Here is a 20,706-nt window from a genome sequence, read left to right on the forward strand (position 1 = left end):
TGCCGGCTGGTTGAAAGAAGGCAAAGGCGATACTAAATACGAGAAAACTGCTGGTACTGTTGGCCTGCGTCACAAATTCTAATCTGACTTAAGATTAGTCTAAAAAGGAGCCTGTTTTATACAGGCTCTTTTTGTTTTTGTAGGGAATGTATTTTGTTATTGCAGGGGCAGGTTAAAGTATTTTCGATATTTTCAGACGGCTTATGAAAATCTAAGTCAGATTATATTCTATTAAATATATGCTAAATAAAATATTGGAAATTGTTTTGAGTATTATTATAAATAAGTTAACAATATAAAGATGGTCATTGATTAAGTTGATTTTCCTATATTTCATGTCGACTAATAAAAGATTTATTTTTATAGTTCTAAAGTATTATTAGCATGTGGAATTTGGTTTTAAGATTTGTAAATTTGATTTTAATCAAATTATTGCTGATAGATGATTCATATAATATAAGTGTTTAGAGTATCGATATATCGGGAATAGCCATGTCCTGTCTTGAAATGAAGTGCTTAAGTGGCATTTGGAAACGAATCCTTGTGCTGTTTGCTGTATTTTCTATGATGATAGTAAGCCTACCTGCTTACGCAGAGCGCTTGCCTGATTTTTTGGCAAAAATTCAGCCTTCTGAAATTTTTCCTGGTGCTGATCGCTACGGCAAACCGGAAGGTAAGCCTTTGGTTGCTCGTGTATATAAAGGCGAAGAGCAACTTGGCTTGGTTTATATCACGACTGATGTGGTTAATACGCGCGGTTATTCGAGTAAGCCGATTGATACGATGGTTGCATTGGCCAATGATGGCACTATTGCCGGAGCAAAATTGGTTGAGCATCATGAACCAATTATGCTGATTGGTATTCCGCAATCCCGTGTTGATAAATTCATTGATAAATATATTGGCTTAAATTTTATTAAAAATCCTCCGCAGCCTGGCGTGGCTCCTGGTGATATCATCAGTGGTGCGACTGTAACGTTAATGGTGATTAACGACAGTATTCAGCGTTCTGTCAAATCGGTTATTCATCAATATCATTTGGGTACGGATAAAGCGACTCAAGCCGGTGCTGCTGCCGCTTCTGGTGAACAAGCTGCAAATGAGCCTGCGGTTCAAACCCGTCCCCGTCGTGCTGTGAATTCTGATAAACAAGATATTCAGTCTTGGAATGCACTGTTAGAACAAAAAGCTGTTGGTCATCTGCATATTTCTGTTGACGATATCAACAAATTGTTTGAAAAAGGCGGTAAAGCAGGTGTTACAGACCATGCAGAGCAGGGCGATGGTAACGATACATTCGTTGATTTATATGTTGCTTTGGTCAGCCAACCTTCTATCGGTAAAAGCCTTTTGGGTGAAGCCGGTTGGAATAATCTGCAAAAACGTTTGCAACCAGGTCAACAGGCGATTATGGTTGCCGGTGAAGGCCGATACTCTTGGAAGGGCTCAGGCTATGTGCGTGGCGGTATCTTCGACCGTATCGAAATGATTCAGGGCGATACCAGCTTCCGTTTTACCGATGCACAACATGAGCGTGTAGTTGCTTTGGCAGCGGAAGGTGCACCTGCATTTAAAGAGGTCTCTTGGTTTACCATCCCGGAAGGTGTGGAATTTGATGCTGCCGAGCCATGGCGTTTACAACTGATGATTCAACGTGTGTTGAGCGTTAACGATAAAGCTTTTGTGAATGCAGATTTGGATTACGAATTGCCAAAAGGCTACTATGTCGATGATCCAAAAGCGCCACCTGTTGAAATCAGCGCGCCGGTTGAGCAAGTTGCGGCTGCAGCTTCAGTTCCTGAAAGTACGGGTATTGCCGAAGATGCGACTGCCGGTGATGATGGTGTTTCCAACCAACTTTGGAAACAGGTTTGGAAAGCCAAGCAAGGTCAAATTATTGTTGTCGGTATTGCTTTGACAATTCTTCTGTTGGTATTCCTGTTCCAAGACTGGATTGTACGTTACGAAAAATGGTATGACCGTTTCCGCCTCTGCTTCCTGACATTTACCTTAGTTTATATTGGTTGGTATGCGCAAGCTCAATTATCAGTTGTCAATACGCTCACCTTATTCTCCGCGGTTTTGACTGAGTTTCACTGGGAATTCTTCCTGATGGATCCGCTGGTGTTCATTCTGTGGCTCTTTACAGCAGCGACCATGTTGTTGTGGAACAGAGGTACGTTCTGCGGCTGGCTGTGTCCTTTCGGTTCATTGCAGGAGTTGACCAATCGTGTTGCTAAAAAATTGGGCGTAAAACAAATTACTGTGCCACATTTATTGCATACGCGCCTGACAGCCATTAAATATGTTATCTTCTTCGGTTTGCTGGCTATTTCCCTGTACGATTTGGGCACTGCTGAAAAATTTGCAGAAGTTGAACCTTTCAAAACTGCGATTATTCTGAAGTTTATGCGCGAATGGTGGTTTGTATTGTTTGCTGCAGCTTTGTTGATTGCCGGTTTTTTTATCGAACGTTTCTTCTGTCGTTATCTGTGTCCTTTGGGTGCGGGTATCGCATTGCCAGGTCGCTTCCGTGTGTTTGACTGGCTGCGCCGCTATAAAATGTGTGGCAACCCTTGTCAGATTTGTACACATGAATGTCCGGTACAGGCTATTGCACCAGAAGGTGATATTCATCCGAACGAATGTATCCAATGTCTGCATTGCCAGGTAATGTATCACCACGATACGCGTTGTCCTCAAGTAGTAGCAACGAATAAGAAAAAACAAAAACAAGCGGCGGCAAAAGCTGAACAGCATGATGCGGCAGCGACGCAAAATGCCCAAGAACAAGTTGTTCGGTTTGTTAAAAAAGAATTAGCAATTAGTGTTGATAAGTAGTTATTTATAAAATAAAAGAGGGCTGTATCGGCAGCCCGACTTAGAAATTTTTTCATCGGCAGGCCGTCTGAAAAAAATCGGCCGCCGGATTTTATCCAAGGAGTGTCGTATGTCAGACGAAAAATTAGAACAAAACGGCTTAAGCCGTCGTTCATTCTTAGGTACTGCCGCTGCTTCCGGTGCAGGTATTGCCGGTGCCGGTTTGTTGGGCTTGGCCGGTTGCTCTAACGGTGAGGGTGATAAAGCTGCTGCTTCTGGCGCAGCTCCTGCTGAAAAAGCAGCTGCTCATTCTGCCGAGCCGGGCAAAATGACTTCCGAAGTGGGTCCAGGTGAACTTGACCAATACTACGGTTTCCTGTCAGGCGGTCAATCAGGCGAAATGCGCTTGATCGGTTTGCCATCTATGCGCGAACTGATGCGTATCCCAGTATTCAATATGGACAGCGCTACCGGTTGGGGTCGTACCAACGAGAGCCTGAGCGTTTTGAACGGAAATATTACGCCGGAAACCCGTAAATTCCTGCAAGATAGCGGTCTGCGTTGTTACCCTAACGGCGACTTGCACCACCCACACTTGTCTTTCACCGACCAAACTTACGATGGCCGTTATGCTTACGCCAACGATAAAGCAAACACCCGTGTTTGCCGCGTCCGCTTGGATGTAATGAAAACCGATAAAATCATCGATATTCCTAATGCTTCAGGTATCCACGGTCTGCGTCCGCAACGTTATCCGAAAACCGGTTACGTTTTTGCCAACGGCGAACACATTGTTCCAGTTGACGGCGTAGGTAAATGGGATGATGCGAAAACTTGGAATGCCGTTTATACCGCAATTGACGGCGAAACCATGGAAATCGCATGGCAAGTTTTGGTAGACGGTAACTTGGACAATGGCGATGCCGACTACCAAGGTAAATACTCTTTCTCTACCTGCTATAACTCTGAACGCGCTCTGACTGTACAAGGTGCTTCTTCTAACGAGCAAGACTGGTGTGTAGTATTTAACCTGGCCGCTATCGAAGAAGGCATCAAAAAAGGCGACTTCAAAGAAGTTAACGGCGTGAAAATGTTGGACGGCCGTGCAGAAGCCAACTCTCCATACACCCGCTACATCCCTGTGCCTAACTCTCCTCACGGCTGTAACGCAAGCCCTGACGGCAAATACATCATGCTCAACGGTAAACTGTCTCCAACCGTTACCGTGTTGGATGTCAGCAAACTGGACGATTTGTTTGCAGGCAAAATCAAAGAGCGCGATGTTGTCGTAGCCGAGCCTCAACTGGGTCTTGGCCCATTACACACTGCATTTGACGGTCGCGGCAATGCCTATACTACATTGTTTATCGACAGCCAAATGGTGAAATGGAACATCGACGATGCGATCAAAGCCTACAAAGGCGAGAAAATCGATCCGATCAAACAAAAACTTGACGTTCACTATCAACCTGGCCACAACCACACTACCATGGGCGAAACCAAAGAAGCCGACGGTAAATGGTTGGTGTCTTTGAACAAATTCTCCAAAGACCGTTTCCTGAACGCAGGTCCTCTGAAACCTGAGTGTGACCAATTGATCGACATCTCCGGCGACGAAATGCGTCTGGTTCACGACAACCCGACTTTTGCAGAACCACATGACTTCTGTCTGGTTTCCGCTTCCAAAGTGAACCCAAGCAAAACTTGGGACCGCAAAGACCCATGGTTCTGGAAAGATGCTTTGGAACAAGCGCAAAAAGACGGCGTTGAGCTGGAAAAAGCCGCTAAAGTCGTACGCGAAGGCAACAAAGTACGCGTGTACATGACTGCCGTTGCGCCTGCATTCAGTATCCCTCAATTTGAAGTGAACCAAGGCGACGAAGTGACCGTATACGTAACCAACGTTGAGACCATTGAGGACTTGACTCACGGCTTCACTTTGGAAGGCTACGGTATCGCTATGGAGATCGGCCCGCAAGCGACATCTTCTGTAACCTTCAAAGCAGTTCGTCCAGGCGTACACTGGTACTACTGCCAATGGTTCTGCCACGCATTGCACATGGAAATGTCAGGCCAAATGATTGTTAAACCAAAATAATTTTGGTTTGATGATTTAATCCTTCAGGCCGTCTGAAAAGACATTCTTTCAGACGGCCTTTATAGCAAAGCTGTTTGTCTGCAGATATTGCAATGAGATATAAGCTATCATCAGACAGCTTCGCTATAACATCAAAATACCTGTTTCTGCATATGTTTATTGTGTAGAAAACAGGCCGTCTGAAATTGAGATATGATTATGACGCATACACCATCCCATCGTTCCAAATGGCAACGTGCCGCATTCGTATTGCTGTTGGGCAGTATGGTTCAGACGGCCTTTGCCGTAGTCATCAACGTATCCGCACAAGACAATCTCAATGATGCTTTAGCGCGCGCCCAAGCCGGCGATACGCTCAAGCTTGCCTCCGGTACATACAAGACCAAACTCTATATCGACAAACCGATTACCATTGAAGGCCCGGCCGACCGCTCCGCCAAGATTGTTGGCGACAGGAGCGGGCGTACCATTGCCGTTCATGCGCCTGACGTGACTCTGCGCAATCTGACAGTTTCCAATTCAGGCTTGAGCCTGCCGGCCATGGATGCAGGGATTTACCTCGAGGAAACGGCTCCGCGTGCATTGGTTGAACACAATAATGTCTTGGACAACTCTGTCGGCGTGTACATCCATGGCGCGGCAGAATCGATGGTGCGCGAAAATAAGATTGTCGGAGAAGCCACATTGCGCGTGAATGAGCGCGGTAATGGCGTAACAGTTTGGAATGCGCCGGGTGCGCAAGTGGTCGATAACGATATTTCCAAAGGCCGTGACGGTATTTTTTCAAATACCAGTACCCATAATACCTACAAAGGCAACCGTTTTAGCGACTTACGCTTTGCCGTCCATTATATGTACACCAATGACAGCGAAGTCAGCAACAATATCTCCGTCGGCAACAACATGGGTTATGTGCTGATGTTTTCCGAACGCCTGAAAGTGTATGGCAACATTGCCGTTGGCAGCCGCGACCAAGGCATTATGCTCAACTACGTCAATTATTCCGAAATTCACGATAATGTGATCAACAAGGCAGGCAAATGCGTGTTTGCCTACAATGCCAACTACAATAAAATTTTCGACAACCATTTTGAAAACTGTCAAATCGGTATTCACTTTACCGCGGCCATTGAAGGCACAAGCCTGTCCAATAATTCGTTTATCAACAACGAAAGCCAAGTCAAATACGTCAGCACCCGTTTCCTTGATTGGGGAGAGGGCGGCCGAGGCAATTATTGGAGCGACAACAGCACATTCGACCTTGATGGCGATGGTTTTGGCGACAATGCCTATCGACCGAACGGTATTATCGACCAAATTATTTGGCGCGCCCCCGTGTCCCGTCTGTTGATGAACAGTCCTGCTGTCAGCATTGTCAAATGGGCGCAATCGCAGTTCCCCGCTATTTTGCCGGGCGGCGTCATCGACAGTAAGCCATTGATGAAACCGATCAGCAACAAAACAAGCACCAAATACGAAGCCATGAAGGATGAGCTGTTGCACGAAGCCAGTACGCGCCAATCCGATTGGAGCGATGCCGAAAACGGATCTTTGAATTAAACATGTTTTCAGACGGCCTTTTGAATGAGGCCGTCTGAAACAGCACAAAGGAATTATTCATGACCAACCACGTCGAATTAAGAAACGTGACCAAACAATTCGGCAGTCAAAAAGCCGTCAACCAAGTCGATTTAGTCCTCAAAGCAGGCGAAAGCGTCGGCATGGCAGGGCATAACGGTGCAGGCAAATCCACCATCATGAAGCTGATACTCGGCCTGATTACACCGACCGAAGGCGAAGTCATGTTGCTGGGCGAGCGTACCGGCAGCAAGGCAGGCGCACTGCTTCGCAGCCAAATCGGTTACCTGCCTGAAACCGTCGCGCTTCATCCTTCATTGACCGGCATTGAAACCATGGATTTCTATGCCAAGCTGAAAAAACAGCCCTTGAGTAAAAACCGTGAGTTGTTGGAACGCGTCGGCATTTCTCAAGCGGCACGCCGCCGTGTCGGCACTTACTCCAAAGGTATGCGCCAGCGTCTCGCTTTGGCACAAGCCTTGTTGGGCGAGCCTAAAGTCTTATTGTTTGACGAACCGACCACAGGCCTTGACCCGGCTTCACGCCAAATGTTTTACGAAGTCGTGCGCGAGCTGAATGGACGCGGTGCAACCGTATTGCTCAGCACGCACGCGCTTGCAGAACTCGATGGCCACGCCGACCGCATTATCGTCATGAAAAACGGTGTGAAAGTTGCCGATGGCAGCATGGATGAGTTGCATGTTCAAAGTGGTTTGCCGTTGACCGTCAATGTCCGTTTGAAAGAAGCGCGTCCGTTGAGCGAGCGTTGGCAGCCGCTTTCAGACGGCCTGTCGTATAAAGCGCAATGTAAAGCCGAAGAGCGTATGGGACTTTTGAGCGAATTGGGTGATTTGGGCAACCTTGCCTATATCGATATCCATACCCCGACACTTGACGATATGTACGCACAATTCTTAAAAAGGGAAGACGTATGAACCCCGTTTGGATTATTACCGGCAAAGAAGTCCGCGACAGCCTGCGCAACCGTTGGGTACTCGCCGCCGCGCTCCTGCTTGCCGCGCTTGCCCTGTCATTGGGTTTCCTGGGCAGCTCGCCCACCGGTACTGTCAAAGTCGATCCGTTGACCGTTACCGTTGTCAGCCTCTCCAGCCTATCGATTTTCCTGATTCCGCTGATTGCGATGTTGCTCTCTTATGATGCATTGATTGGCGAAATCGAACGCGGTACGATGGCACTGTTGTTGAGCTATCCGATTTCGCGTAACCAAATCCTTGCCGGCAAATTTATCGGCCATCTCATCATCCTTGCCCTTGCCACCACGGCAGGCTACGGATTGGCCGGCATTACCCTCCAGCTTGCCAACGGCGGCTTTGACCTTACCGCATGGAAACCTTTCGCCCTTCTGATTGTTGCTAGTGTGATTCTTGGCGCAGCCTTTTTGTCTATGGGATATTTGATCAGCGCGAAAGTCAAAGAACGCGGTACTGCCGCCGGTATCGCCATCGGCGTATGGCTGTTTTTTGTGGTGATTTTCGATATGGCGCTTTTGGGTGTTTTGGTTGCCGATACCGAACAAGTCATTACCGCGCCTGTCGTAGAAACCATTCTCTTGTTCAATCCTTCCGACATTTACCGTCTGCTCAACCTGACCGGTTATGAAAACACCGCGATGTACGCAGGTATGGCCGGTTTGAGCGATCAAATCAGCCTGACTATGCCGGTTTTGCTGACGGCGCAGGTATTATGGGTTATCATTCCTTTGGTCTTAGCCGCCTGGATTTTCGGAAAGAGACAAATATGAGAAAAATATTATTTACAGCATTCACCATCCTTGCTTTATCTGCTTGTAGCAAAGAGGAAAATACTCCTCCGCCTACGCCCCAACAAATCAGCGACAGCGCAGTCGGTCATTACTGCAGCATGAATTTGACCGAACACAACGGCCCTAAAGCGCAAATCTTCTTGAACGGCAAACCTGACAAACCGGTTTGGTTTTCCACCATCAAGCAGATGTTCGGCTATACCAAGCTGCCCGAAGAACCTAAAGGCATTCATGCCATCTATGTTACCGATATGGGCAAAGTCAAAGATTGGGAAAAACCCAATGCCGACGCCGAATGGATAGATGCGAAAAAAGCCTATTACGTCATCGAAAGCAGCTTTATCGGCGGCATGGGTGCGGAAGACGCGCTTCCGTTTGCCGACAAGGCTCAGGCTGAAAAATTCGCCAAAGAAAAAGGCGGCAGAGTAGTCGGTTTTGCAGAGATGCCAGACGAATACATTTTCAAATAAAACAATCAATAAAAGGCCGTCTGAAACAGTTTCAGACGGCCTTTGTGTTGGAAGCTGTCGATTGATGATTTGATGAATGCGGCTTTCAATGTAAAGATAAAAATCCAAGGAATACTCCATGTCCACCCCTTTAACGCGCCGCCGTTTCTTTGCCATCGCCGCCACACTTGTCGCCGGTGCCGGCATTCCCTTTGCCATTAGCCGCAAAACCAATCAGCCGACTCATTCGGCCAGCCTGAATCAAGAAGAGCAGCCAGTTATTTGGAGAGGCATTGCGTTGGGTTCGGGTGCGGAGTTGCGTTTGTTCGGCGTTGAGCGCAAGCAGGCGGAAATACTGGTCAACAAAGTATTGGCGGAAGTCTCACGATTGGAAAAAATCTTCAGCCTGTATCGGGACGACAGCCTGATCAGCCGTTTAAACCGAGAAGGCCGTCTGAAAAATCCGCCATCCGATTTTTTGCAGCTACTCAGCATCAGTCGAGATATTCATCAGCTGACACAGGGTGCATTTGATCCCAGCATTCAGCCATTGTGGAATCTGTATGCCGACCACTTCAGGCGAAACCCCAAAACCGAAACACCGCCATCCGAACGCAGTATCAAAGACACGCTCAAATTAGTGGATTTCAACAAAGTCGATTTTGATACCAAAGAAATCCGTTTTGCCCAAAAAGGCATGGGCTTGTCGCTCAACGGCATTGCGCAGGGCTATATCACTGATAAAGTAGTCGAGTTATTAAAGCAGCAAGGCGTTACCCAGGCATTGATTGATATGGGGGAGATTTACGGCTTTGATAATGCCAACCAGCGCGAGTGGAATGTCAGCATCCGCAATCCTGACCAAGAAGACCAAATCCTGACCACCATTGCCATGAAAAATCAAGCGTTTGCCACATCGGGCGGCTATGGCACGGTAATGGACGAGGCAGGCAAATTTACCCATCTGTTTGACCCGCGCACAGGCGGAAGCCAGCCGCGCTATAAAAGCATGAGCGTTATGGCGGAAAGTGCGGCAGTTGCCGATGCTTTTTCTACCGCATTTTCTATTATGGATGAAGCGGCCATCCGAGCAGCGGCCCAAGTTAAAAAGGCACAGGTTTGGCTGGTGATGCCGAATAATGAATTGAAGAAGATTTGAGATTGAGAAAAAGAATGGTTTTGCCAGTTGGTTTGAATATATGAATAAGGGAAAGTCTAAGATATTGAAATAATGAAATATAAAAAAAGAAGGGCTGCCCAAGGGGGCAACCCTGAAACTCTTGCAGCTGGGAGTAATTAGCAAGAGATTACGACACTTAAAACAAAAATTCACTCATTTCAAAGCATGAAGCTTTAATATCTAAGCAATACGGTTTCAACCGCTCAAACCCCTTCGATACGGAAAAACACAACATACATGGGAAAATCCGACAAAGTGGTTGCAAGCAATTCAGATGAACGGTCTGTAATTCAGATAACCGGATGTCTTTGGATGAACGGTATAATATCAGGATAAACGGAACATTACCAGTGAATATTATAAAAAATTAGAATAATTCATTTAGTGATTGATTTTATTGAATAAAAACATGAATTTTTATTGAACTTTTTTACAACATATTGATTTGGTTTTAAAAAGGGAATTACGTAAGTATTTGGCGTTAATCAAAAAACTTGTTTTGAGCTTTGAGAAGAGATAATCAATAGAAAAAGGCCGTCTGAATGTTCAGACGGCCTTTTTTCAAAAAGTTACTTATTTGGTTGCAGAAGCAGTAGAAGCAGCTTCGGCTTGAGCACCTGCAGCTGCGTTTTCACCCCATGCAGCAGGATATTTGTAACCGGCAAAGCGTTTTTTTGAGTAGGCTTTGAATTCGTCAGAGTTGTAGGCTTCGGTTACATCTTTCAGCCATTGGCTGTCTTTGTCGGCAGTGCGGACGGCAGACCAGTTAACGTAGGCGAAGCTTGGCTCTTGGAACAGGGCTTCAGTCAGTTTCATGCCGCTGCTCATGGCGTAGTTGCCGTTAACGATGGCAAAGTCAACGTCGGCACGGCTGCGTGGCAGTTGGGCGGCTTCAAGTTCTACGATTTGGATGTTTTTTGGATTTTCGGCAATATCGTTTTTAGAAGCAGTCAGCGGGTCAACGTCGGCTTTCAGTTTAATCCAGCCCAATTCGTTCAACATAACCAATGCACGGGCAAAGTTAGATGGGTCATTAGGTGCAGAAACGCTGACACCGTCTTTCACTTCGTCCAAAGATTTCAATTTGCCAGGGTACAGACCCAAAGGTGCGGTCGGTACTTGGAAGGCTTCAACGATGTCCAGTTTGTGTTCTTTTTTGAAGTCATCCAGATAAGGTTTGTGTTGGAAGATGTTGATGTCCAATTCGCCTTCAGCCAAAGCAAGGTTGGGGCGCACATAGTCGGTGAACTCGATCAGTTTGACTTTATAGCCTTTTTTCTCCAAAGCCGGTTGGATTTGGTCTTTAACCATATCGCCGAAGTCGCCGACGGTTGTACCGAAGACGATTTCTTTTTTCTCTGCGCCGTTGTCGGCAGAAGAAGCGGCAGAGGCAGCAGGCGCGCTGTCTTTTTGACCGCCGCAGGCAGCCAGTACGATGGCCAGCGCAGCGGCTGAAAGGGTTTTGAAGAATGTGTTGATTTGCATATTTTGCTCCTGATGGATGATAAAACGGTTCCAGACGGCCTCAATCTGCCGCCGTTAAAAAAAGAGGGATTGTAAATCTATTTTGGAAATATGAGGACGTTTTTTGTAAATTTATTTGGAATATATATCCTAATATGTTCTAAACAGATAACAGACCGTCTGAAAAATAGTAAGTCCATTTCAGACGGCCTGTTTGCTTAACGCTTGTCCAATTTGCGTGCCAATCTGTTGCCGATACCTTGAATCAGGATAACGAGTAAAACCAGCATGGCGACGATGAAGATGATGACTTCCATTTGATAGCGGTAGTAGCCGTAACGGATGGCAAGGTCGCCCAAGCCGCCGCCGCCAATCATACCTGCCGCCGCGCTGTACGACAGAAGGCCGATAGCCAGTACGGTAATGCTGGAAACCATACCTGCGCGCGCTTCATTCAAAAGCACTTTGCAGATGATGCTCATGGGGGAAGCACCCATTGCGGAGGCCGCTTCAATTACGCCTCTGGGTACTTCGCGCAGGTTTTGCTCGACCAGACGGGCGAAGTAGAACAAGCCGGATACGCTCAATACCAATGAGGCGGCAACCGGGCCGATGGTCGTGCCGATGATGGCGCGTGTAACAGGAATCATGGCAATCATCAGGATGACGAAAGGAAACGCGCGCATCAGGTTGACCAGGTTGTCCAAAAACAAATTCAGCTGTTTGTTGTAGTGCAACTGATGGCTTGATGTCACAAACAGCAATACGCCCAAAACCGTACCGAAGATAACGGCGAAAGTAGTCGATAAGCCGACCATAATAAAGGTTTCGCCCAAGGCTTGGATAATTTCGCCCTTCATGCTGACGATGGTCTCAACAGCACTTTCAAATGTTAAATCTGCCATATTAGTCCTCTCGAATCAGCTCTTGCCCGATTTCGGATTGGGCATGGATTTGGTTGCCGTGTACTTCAACGATTTCCAGCAGACGGCCTTTGTCCAAGAGGGCGGCACGGTCACACAGGCGGCGGATAACGCTCATTTCGTGGGTAACGATGACGATGGTTACGTTAAAACGTCGGTTGATGTCTTCCAAACACTTCAAAACGCTGCGCGTAGTGGCGGGGTCGAGGGCGGAAGTGGGTTCGTCGGCGAGGATGACTTGAGGTTGCGGCGCCAGTGCGCGGGCAATGCCGACACGTTGTTTTTGACCACCGGAAAGTTGGGACGGGTAATGGTTGGCACGGTCTTGCAAATCGACGATTTCCAAACATTCTTCAACACGCGCTTGGATTTTTTTAGACGGCCATTTGGCAATTTCTAAAGGAAAGGCGACGTTTTCGGCAACGGTACGGTTGCTCAATAGGTTGAACTGTTGGAACACCATGCCGATGTTTTGTCGGGCGTGGCGCAATTGCGTGGCGTTGAGCGCGGTCAGTTCTTGGCCGCACACGCTGACGGTACCTGTATCCGGACGTTCCAATAAGTTAATCAGACGCAACAAGGTGGATTTGCCTGCACCGGAGTAGCCCATCAGGCCAAAGATTTCACCCTGTTTGATTTCGAGGCTGGTCGGCTCGATGGCGACAAAGTCTTTTTTGTCACGTGTTTGATAGTGTTTGGAGACGTGATCCAGAATAATCATGGTTTATCCGTGTTTTCTTTAATTCGTGTGGCCATCAGGGTGTGCAGACGGCGGTTGTCGGCGCGTGCGACGGTAAATTGCAGGCTGCCGATGATGACTTTTTCGCCGCGTACGGGCAGGTGCCCCAATTCTTGAATGACCAGGCCACCGATGGTGTCGGCTTCTTCGCTGCTATATTCCGTGCCGAAAAAGGCGTTGATGTCTTCGATTTCGGTTGCGGCGTGGATGCGCCAGCGTTCGGAAGAAACGGCGTGGATATTGTCGGCGCTGTCGTCTTCGTCAAACTCGTCTTCGATGTCGCCGACGATTTGCTCGATGATGTCTTCAAAGGTTACCAGGCCGGATGTGCCGCCGTATTCGTCAATGACAATCGCCATGTGGTTGCGTTGTTCGCGGAACTCTTTTAAAAGGGCGGTTAAAGATTTGCCTTCGGGTACGAAAACGGCAGGGCGCAAGACGGATTTCAGGTGGAACTGCTCGGGGTTGAACATATATTTGAGCAGGTCTTTGGCGTGCAAAATGCCCAAAACTTCGTCTTTGTCTTCGCCGATGACGGGGAAACGCGAATGAGCGGTTTCGATGATGTAGGCCGTGATGCGCTCGATGCTGTCGTTTTCTTTCAATACGTTCATGCGGCTGCGCGTAATCATGGCATCGCGCACTTCCAGCTCGGCAAAGTCCAATACTTTTTCCAGCCGGGTCAGTGTGTCGGCATCAAAAACTTCCTGCTCGTGCGCTTGGCGCAGCAGGGTCAATACGTCTTCGGCGGAATCGGGCTCGCCGGCAAGTCGGGAGATTAGGCGTTCGAAAAACTTGGGTTTCGACTGCGTACCGTCCATTTTAATATTCGTCCTCTTGGTAGGGGTTGGGGAAGCCTGCCGCCAGCATCAGGCGGATTTCTTCGGCTTCCATTATTTCGGCTTCATCGTCTTCGATGTGGTCGTAGCCCATCAGGTGTAAAGTACCGTGTATGGTCAGGTGGGCAAAATGCTGCTTGGGTGTTTTGCCTTGTTCGGCGGCTTCTTTTAAAACCACTTGCGGGCAAATTACTAAATCGCCATACAGGCCGTCTGAAAACTGGTCGGGCAGGATTTCACCTTCGTTGAGCGCAAAACTCAATACATTGGTGGCGTAATCTTTGCCGCGGTAGTCGCGGTTGTAGGCGCGGGCTTCTTCTTCGTCCAGAAGAATCAGGCTGATGTCAGCGCGGCGGTATTCGTTTTTCAAAGCAGACCACGCCCAGCGGTAAAAATCGCGTTCGCTCGGAAGGTTGGCGGCGGAAGAGGCGTTTTCAAAGTTCAGATGAAAACGTTGCCGCTGTAAGGATAAAAAAGGATATTGTTTGGCGCGTTTCATGTTGTCCGGAAAATTTGGTTTTTAGGCGTAAATATAACATATTCACCCCCATGCCGTCTGAAAAACCGCCCAAAATATGATAGACTTCATGCCGTTTTCCATCTTTCAGGCAACCATTATGAACCCGAAAAAACTCGTTATCGCCAGTCGCGAAAGCCTGCTTGCCATGTGGCAGGCAAAACATATCCAAGGCCGTCTGAAAGCCCTGTATCCCGATTGCGAAGTCGAGATTTTGGGCATGACCACGCGCGGCGACCAGATTTTGGACAGAACTTTGTCAAAAGTCGGCGGTAAAGGCTTGTTTGTCAAAGAGTTGGAACAGGCTTTGTATGACGGTCGGGCCGACTTGGCCGTGCATTCTATTAAAGACGTACCGATGGATTTGCCTGAAGGTTTTGCGCTTGCAGCCATCGGCGAACGCGCCAATCCGTTTGACGCGTTTGTGTCCAACCAATACGCGCGTTTGGAAGAAATGCCCAAAGGCGCCATCGTTGGTACATCCAGCCTGCGCCGCGAAGCCCAGTTGCGTGCGCGCTATCCGCATTTGGTTATCAAACCTTTGCGCGGCAATGTGCAAACCCGTTTGTCCAAACTCGATAACGGCGAATACGATGCGATTATCTTGGCCGCCGCCGGTTTGCAGCGTCTGGAATTGGACGAACGCATCCGCATGATTTTGTCGGAATCCGACAGCCTGCCTGCCGCCGGACAAGGCGCATTGGGTATTGAAATTGCAGCGCATCGCGAAGATTTGTACGAAGTCTTAAAGCCGTTAAACCACGATACCACACACGCCTGCGTTACGGCCGAACGTGCGTTGGCGCGCGCTTTGGGTGGAAGCTGCCAAGTGCCGCTGGCCGCATATTGCACTGAAGAAAACGGCTTACTGACCTTGCGCGGCTTGGTCGGTCATCCTGACGGTTCAGTCATTTTGCAGGCAGACGCGCAAGCCCCTGCCGAATACGCCGATGCTTTGGGTCGCGCTGTTGCCAAAAAACTGGCAGATGATGGTGCGGAAGAATTGATTGCCGCCGTATTGCAAGAACAGGCTTAAAATAGCATAGATCATTTAAAAGGCCGTCTGAAAGTTTCAGACGGCCTTTGTTTTGTTGATGCTTAAGGATTCATAATCCGCGCAACCAAAGCTTTTTCTTTGCCTTGCATATTCGGGATTTTGACCTGAATGCCGTTGCCTGGGGCAACATCGACAGGCTGGCCTTTGCGGGTCATTTGTTCTAATTTGATGGTTTGGTTGCCGCTCGGGTGGATGATTTCGAGTGAATCGCCGATGGCAAAGCGGTTTTTGACTTCGATGGTCGCCCAGCCGTTTTCATCAATTTCGGTAACGTGGCCGACATATTGGCTTTGTTTGGCGATGGAGTGGCCGGTCAGGTAGTTTTGGTAATCCTGAGTTTGGTGGCGCTCAAGGAAGCCGCTCGTGTAGCCGCGGTTAGCAAGGCCTTCGAGTTCGCTCAACAGGCTGTAATCAAACGGACGGCCTGCAACGGCATCGTCAATCGCTTTGCGGTAGGACTGAGCTACGCGTGCAACATAATAAAGCGACTTGGTGCGGCCTTCGACTTTGAGGCTGTCCACGCCGATTTTGGCCAGTTTTTCAACCACTTCAATGCCGCGAAGGTCTTTGGAGTTCATGATGTAGGTGCCGTGTTCGTCTTCCATAATCGGCATCATTTCGCCCGGGCGGTTGGACTCTTCAATCAGGAAAACTTTGTCAGCGTATGGGTGGCGTTTTTGACCATTGATGCCTTCAAAGTTTTGGTTGGCTTCTTCTTGGGCTTTTTCAAAGTTGAAACCTTGCAGAAGCTGGGCGTCGCCCGCATCGCTTTCAGTGGCGTTGTGGACTTTGTAGTCCCAACGGCAGGAGTTGGTGCAGGTGCCTTGGTTGGGATCGCGGTGGTTGAAATAGCCCGACAATAGGCAACGGCCTGAGTAGGCGATGCACAATGCGCCGTGGATGAAGACTTCGAGTTCGATGTCGGGGCATTCTTGGCGGATTTCGGCGATTTCTTCCATGCTTAATTCGCGCGACAGGATGATGCGTTCGACACCGATGTTCTGCCAGAATTTTACGCCCCAGTAGTTGGTGGTGTTTGCCTGAACGGATAGGTGGATCGGCATTTCCGGCCATTTTTCGCGCACAGTCATGATTAAGCCCGGATCCGCCATAATCAGCGCGTCGGGTTTCATGGCAATCAAGGGTTCCATATCGGAAACAAAGGTTTTGAGTTTGGAATTGTGCGGCAGCGTATTGACGGTCAGGAAGAATTTTTTGTTGCGCTCGTGCGCTTCTTTAATGCCTTGCTCGAGGACGTCGAGTTTGGCAAATTCGTTGTTGCGGGCGCGCAGGGAGTAACGCGGGCTGCCGGCGTAAACGGCATCTGCGCCGTAATCGTAGGCAGCGCGCATGCGTTCGAGGCCGCCTGCCGGCAATAAGAGTTCGGGTGCTTTCATGTTTTATGCTTTTTAAAATGTTTTCAGACGGCCCTCAAGGAAAGAGGGAAGGCCGTCTGAAAGATGTTTGAAGAATGGGCGGATTATCCGCTGTTTTTGTATTTCGGTCAATTTTGTGTCAGGTTTGCGCTTTGTTTTTTATACGGAAAATGTCCTATATGGGCAAAGGTGAAAAGGGGCTGCAATTCATTGGAAATGTAAAAAAAGCAGGGTTGGGCGGAATAATTTAACAAAAAACCGTTCAAGCAATGTATTTTCTTGTAAAATATTAAGCTTCATTTTAAAAAATATTCGGATTAGTTACCGATTTTGACCGACGGAAGGGTTATGGATTTTCGTTTTGACATTATTTATGAATACCGCTGGATGTTTTTATACGGCGTGTTGACGACGCTGGGACTGACGGTGGTTGCAACGGCAGGCGGCTCAGTTTTGGGTTTGCTGCTGGCATTGGCGCGTTTGATCAATCCGGAAAAAGCCGGTGTGCCGATGCGTGTCTTGGCTTGGGTGTTGCGTAAGATTTCTTTTTGGTATGTGACGCTGTTTCGTGGTACGCCATTGTTTGTACAAATTGTGATTTGGGCTTATGTTTGGTTCCCATTTTTTGTTCATCCGGCCGACGGTGTATTGATTAGCGGCGAAGCAGCCATTGATTTGCGCCGTTCTTATGGTGCGTTGATTGCCGGTTCTTTGGCGTTGATTGCGAACTCGGGTGCGTATATTTGTGAGATTTTCCGTGCCGGTATCCAGTCGATTGATAAGGGCCAAATGGAAGCTGCGCGTTCTTTGGGTCTGACCTATACTCAGGCGATGCGTTATGTGATTTTGCCGCAAGCTTTGCGCCGTATGTTGCCGCCATTGGCCAGTGAATTTATTACTTTGTTGAAAGACAGCTCATTATTGTCCGTCATCGGCGTGGCTGAGTTGGCTTATGTACAAAGCACGATTACCGGCCGCTATTCTGTCTATGAAGAACCGCTTTATACAATCGCGCTGATTTATTTGGTGCTGACAAGCTTTTTGGGCTGGGTATTCCTGCGATTGGAAAGCCGTTACAATCCGCAACACCGCTAATCGGTTTAAATAAAAAAAGGAAGACTTTTCAAGTCTTCCTTTTTTTATTTGCCGTCAATGTTTCAGACGGCCTTGAATCAGAATGCTTCGCCGACTTTGACACCGCCTGCGATGTCTTTAGGCGTTGCCAGTTTGGCGGTTGCCTGTTGGGCGGCTTGAAATTCTTCGGTTGCCATGATGTCGGCAGTTTCTTGTACGGTCAATGTGTTGGCCATGTATTGCCAACGTGCTGCCAAGTCGGCGTTTGCCGGTGCGTGAAAACCGTCTCGCAATTCATCTACCAAGTCAGGGCGGTTGCACACTAGTACAATGTCGCAGCCCGCTTCAAAAGAAAGTCGGGCGCGTTCTTTAATACCGCCGACACCACATGCACCTTCCATGGTCAGGTCGTCTGAAAAGATAACGCCGTTAAATCCGATTTCTTGGCGCAGGATTTGTTTCAGCCATTTTTCGGAGAAGCCGGCAGGTTGACTGTCGATTTGCGGGTATACGACGTGGGCAGGCATGACTGCGGCCATGCCTGCTTGGCTCAATGCTCGGAATGGGATAAGGTCGGCGGCTTCGAGCCCTTCGCGGCTGCGTTCGTCGCAAGGCAGGACGTGATGGCTGTCGCCTTCGACAAAGCCGTGGCCGGGGAAGTGTTTGCCGCAAGATTTCATGCCGCCTTTGTTCAGGCCTTTTTGCAGGGCAAGGGCAAGCTGGGTCACGATGTTGGCGTCGCGGTGGAAACTGCGGTTGCCGATGACGGCGCATTGCCCCCAGTCTAAATCCAATACAGGCGTAAAGGATAGGTCGATACCGCAGGCGGAGAGTTCGGTTGCCAAAACCCAGCCGACTTGTTCTGCTTGGGCGCAGGCGGCTTCTTTGCCTTCGTTGTCCCAAATTTCGCCCAATACGTTCATGGCCGGCAGGCGGGTGAAGCCGTCAATAAAACGTTGAACCCGTCCGCCTTCGTGGTCAACGGCGATGATGAGTTCAGGTGTACGGACGGCTTTGATTTCTTGAACCAAAGCTTTGAGTTGGGAGACGTTTTCAAAGTTGCGGCGGAACAAAATAACGCCACCGACGGCAGGGTCGAGCAGGCGTTGTTTTTCTTCTTCGGTCAGATGATAGGCAGCGACGTCGGCCATGACTGGGCCGCGTGGAAGATGGGGCGTATTCATTGTTTTGTCCTGAATAATGTATATATGGGTAATTGCAATATTCAGACGGCCTGAGCGTGTCGGAATATCTCAGGCCGTCTGAATATTGGTTTTGAATTAGGCAGTTGCTTTTTTCTTGTCTTTTAAGATGAAAATCAACACAACCATTACGATGCCGGTTACCACAAAACCTAAAGGCGCAGAGCCGGTCATGCCTAAAATCAGGTAGCCGATAGCGGCAGAGGCGGCAACGGTTAGTGCGTAAGGGAATTGCGAGGTAACGTGGTCGATGTGGTTACAGTGTGCGCCGGTAGAAGAGAGGATGGTGGTGTCGGAAATCGGCGAGCAGTGGTCGCCAAATACGGCACCGGCCATGACGGCGGACATGCAAGGGATAATCAGCGAAGGTTCGACTTTGACGGCCATGGCGGCGGCAATCGGCAACATGATGCCGAATGTGCCCCAACTTGTGCCGGTAGCGAAGGCCATCACGCCTGCGAGCAGAAACAAAATCACGGGTAGGAAGCCTGCGTGGATATTGCCTGCCACCAAAGTGGAGAGGTATTCGCCGGTGTGCATCTCGCTGACAACGGTGCTGATGATCCATGCCAAAATCAAGATGGTAATGGCGCCGCGCATAGAGATGATGCCCTGCCAAATGGCTTTAGGGTAGTCGCTGGTTTTGATGGTGCCGATGGTGCAGAGGATGACGGCCAATACGCCGCAAGTACCGCCGAACACGAGGGAAGTATTTACATCGGTATTTTCAAACGCGCTGAGCAAAGAGAAGGTCTCAGAAGCTTGTGCGCCAGTGTAAATCATGGCTGAAACCGTGGCGACAATCAGTACCAAAACCGGCACAATCAGTGCGAACACACGGCCGTTGGGATGGCCTGTTTCAACGGTTTCATCATGAATTTCGTTCAAAGCGGCGCGTTCCAAACGGGCCATGGAGCCGATGTCGAAGGAGAACCAAGCAACGACAAACACCATAATCAACGCGAAGACGGCGTAGTAATTCATCAGGCTCATGGCCACGAATGCGCCCATCGGTGTGTAGTCTGTAATGTTGTAAGTTACCAAAAGGCCTGCCAAAGTAGCGATAATCGATGCGCCCCAGCTGGATACCGGCATCAAAACGCACATTGGTGCGGCAGTGGAGTCAAGGATATAAGCCAGTTTGGCGCGGGAAACTTTGAATTTGTCGGTTACAGGGCGGGCAATCGCACCGACGGCAAGGCTGTGGAAATAGTCGTCAATAAAGGTAACGAATACCAGACAGGCGGTCAGCAGCTTCGCACCGCGACGGCCCTTGATATGCTGTTTTGCCCAATCGGCAAATGCTTGGTTGCTGCCGGAATGCGTCAGCAGGGAAGTGAAAATCCCCAAAAGCACCAAAAAGAGCAGGATTTTGGGTTTGCCCAAAGACCAATCGCCGTCCGCCCAAGTCAGGCTGACCGCCATGTCTTTTAAGTGAACCAAGGCATCGAGTGGATTACCGCCTACCAGCAGGAATGAGCCGACGATAATGCCGACACCCAGGGATAGCAATACACGGCGCGTGGCAATGGCCAAGGCGAGCGCAATGGCTGCCGGGACGATGGATAAAATAGAATTTGAATAATTAATAAGTTGCATAATTATCT

The 20,706-nt window shown here is 48.8% G+C and carries 17 protein-coding genes; 9 read left to right on the top strand and 8 right to left on the bottom strand.

Translation table 11 applies throughout. From position 1 onward, the window contains the following. Positions 1-492: 492 nt before the first annotated feature. From HMPREF3047_RS00690 to HMPREF3047_RS00720, 7 genes are all read left to right on the top strand, one after another. Complete coding sequence (locus HMPREF3047_RS00690; RefSeq protein WP_168165897.1) at positions 493-2,841, top strand: NosR/NirI family protein; 2,349 nt, start codon at positions 493-495, stop codon at positions 2,839-2,841. A gap of 109 nt (positions 2,842-2,950) precedes the next feature. Next, positions 2,951-4,918, top strand: coding sequence for a TAT-dependent nitrous-oxide reductase (nosZ, locus tag HMPREF3047_RS00695; protein WP_070583437.1), 1,968 nt, complete (start codon positions 2,951-2,953; stop codon positions 4,916-4,918). 192 nt (positions 4,919-5,110) lie between these two features. After that, entirely contained in the window at positions 5,111-6,478 is a 1,368-nt protein-coding gene (locus tag HMPREF3047_RS00700) for a nitrous oxide reductase family maturation protein NosD (protein ID WP_070711905.1), read from the top strand. 59 nt (positions 6,479-6,537) lie between these two features. Next, the gene (locus tag HMPREF3047_RS00705) at positions 6,538-7,431 is read left to right on the top strand and encodes an ABC transporter ATP-binding protein (protein ID WP_003684436.1); all 894 of its coding nucleotides are present in this window, start codon (positions 6,538-6,540) and stop codon (positions 7,429-7,431) included. After that, complete coding sequence (locus HMPREF3047_RS00710) at positions 7,428-8,258, top strand: ABC transporter permease (protein WP_070583442.1); 831 nt, start codon at positions 7,428-7,430, stop codon at positions 8,256-8,258. Before HMPREF3047_RS00705 ends, HMPREF3047_RS00710 begins: the two co-directional genes overlap by 4 nt. Then, positions 8,255-8,749 carry a nitrous oxide reductase accessory protein NosL gene (locus HMPREF3047_RS00715; RefSeq protein WP_070589555.1) on the top strand — a complete coding sequence of 165 codons (495 nt, stop codon included), beginning with the start codon at positions 8,255-8,257 and terminating at the stop codon, positions 8,747-8,749. Before HMPREF3047_RS00710 ends, HMPREF3047_RS00715 begins: the two co-directional genes overlap by 4 nt. A 118-nt stretch (positions 8,750-8,867) precedes the next feature. Then, entirely contained in the window at positions 8,868-9,887 is a 1,020-nt protein-coding gene (locus HMPREF3047_RS00720) for an FAD:protein FMN transferase (RefSeq protein ID WP_070711907.1), read from the top strand. A gap of 594 nt (positions 9,888-10,481) precedes the next feature. On the opposite strand, the gene HMPREF3047_RS00725 is transcribed toward HMPREF3047_RS00720, so the two are convergent. From HMPREF3047_RS00725 to ybeY, 5 genes are all read right to left on the bottom strand, one after another. Beyond that, on the bottom strand, positions 10,482-11,393 hold the full coding sequence (locus HMPREF3047_RS00725) for a MetQ/NlpA family ABC transporter substrate-binding protein (RefSeq protein WP_070711910.1): 912 nt from the start codon (positions 11,391-11,393) through the stop codon (positions 10,482-10,484). A gap of 197 nt (positions 11,394-11,590) precedes the next feature. After that, on the bottom strand, positions 11,591-12,277 hold the full coding sequence (locus HMPREF3047_RS00730) for a methionine ABC transporter permease (protein ID WP_070711912.1): 687 nt from the start codon (positions 12,275-12,277) through the stop codon (positions 11,591-11,593). A 1-nt stretch (position 12,278) separates the two neighbouring features. Then, a complete protein-coding gene (locus HMPREF3047_RS00735; RefSeq protein WP_070711913.1) occupies positions 12,279-13,016 on the bottom strand; it encodes a methionine ABC transporter ATP-binding protein in 738 nt (245 codons plus the stop codon). After that, positions 13,013-13,855 (bottom strand): HlyC/CorC family transporter, encoded by an 843-nt coding sequence (locus HMPREF3047_RS00740; protein ID WP_070583453.1) that lies wholly within the window; start codon positions 13,853-13,855, stop codon positions 13,013-13,015. Before HMPREF3047_RS00740 ends, HMPREF3047_RS00735 begins: the two co-directional genes overlap by 4 nt. 1 nt (position 13,856) lies before the next feature. Continuing rightward, complete coding sequence (gene ybeY / locus HMPREF3047_RS00745; RefSeq protein WP_070583455.1) at positions 13,857-14,372, bottom strand: rRNA maturation RNase YbeY; 516 nt, start codon at positions 14,370-14,372, stop codon at positions 13,857-13,859. A gap of 118 nt (positions 14,373-14,490) precedes the next feature. On the opposite strand from ybeY, the gene hemC reads away from it, so the two are divergent. Further along, on the top strand, positions 14,491-15,426 hold the full coding sequence (gene hemC, locus HMPREF3047_RS00750) for a hydroxymethylbilane synthase (protein WP_141745143.1): 936 nt from the start codon (positions 14,491-14,493) through the stop codon (positions 15,424-15,426). A gap of 62 nt (positions 15,427-15,488) precedes the next feature. On the opposite strand, the gene yegQ is transcribed toward hemC, so the two are convergent. Next, entirely contained in the window at positions 15,489-16,844 is a 1,356-nt protein-coding gene (gene yegQ, locus HMPREF3047_RS00755; protein ID WP_003679384.1) for a prephenate-dependent tRNA uridine(34) hydroxylase TrhP, read from the bottom strand. A gap of 327 nt (positions 16,845-17,171) precedes the next feature. Here yegQ and HMPREF3047_RS00760 point away from each other — a divergent pair, with 327 nt between their 5' ends. Then, entirely contained in the window at positions 17,172-17,918 is a 747-nt protein-coding gene (locus HMPREF3047_RS00760; protein ID WP_070711915.1) for an amino acid ABC transporter permease, read from the top strand. Positions 17,919-17,995: 77 nt separating this feature from the next. On the opposite strand, the gene nagZ is transcribed toward HMPREF3047_RS00760, so the two are convergent. Further along, positions 17,996-19,081, bottom strand: a complete 1,086-nt coding sequence (gene nagZ / locus HMPREF3047_RS00765; RefSeq protein ID WP_070583463.1) for a beta-N-acetylhexosaminidase — start codon at positions 19,079-19,081, stop codon at positions 17,996-17,998. A 96-nt stretch (positions 19,082-19,177) separates the two neighbouring features. Continuing rightward, a complete protein-coding gene (locus tag HMPREF3047_RS00770; RefSeq protein WP_070711916.1) occupies positions 19,178-20,698 on the bottom strand; it encodes a Na+/H+ antiporter NhaC family protein in 1,521 nt (506 codons plus the stop codon). Positions 20,699-20,706: the final 8 nt, after the last annotated feature.

Origin of the sequence: Neisseria sp. HMSC075C10 (assembly GCF_001815615.1) — a bacterium.
In the GTDB taxonomy this organism is placed as follows: Bacteria; Pseudomonadota; Gammaproteobacteria; order Burkholderiales; family Neisseriaceae; genus Neisseria; species Neisseria subflava_A.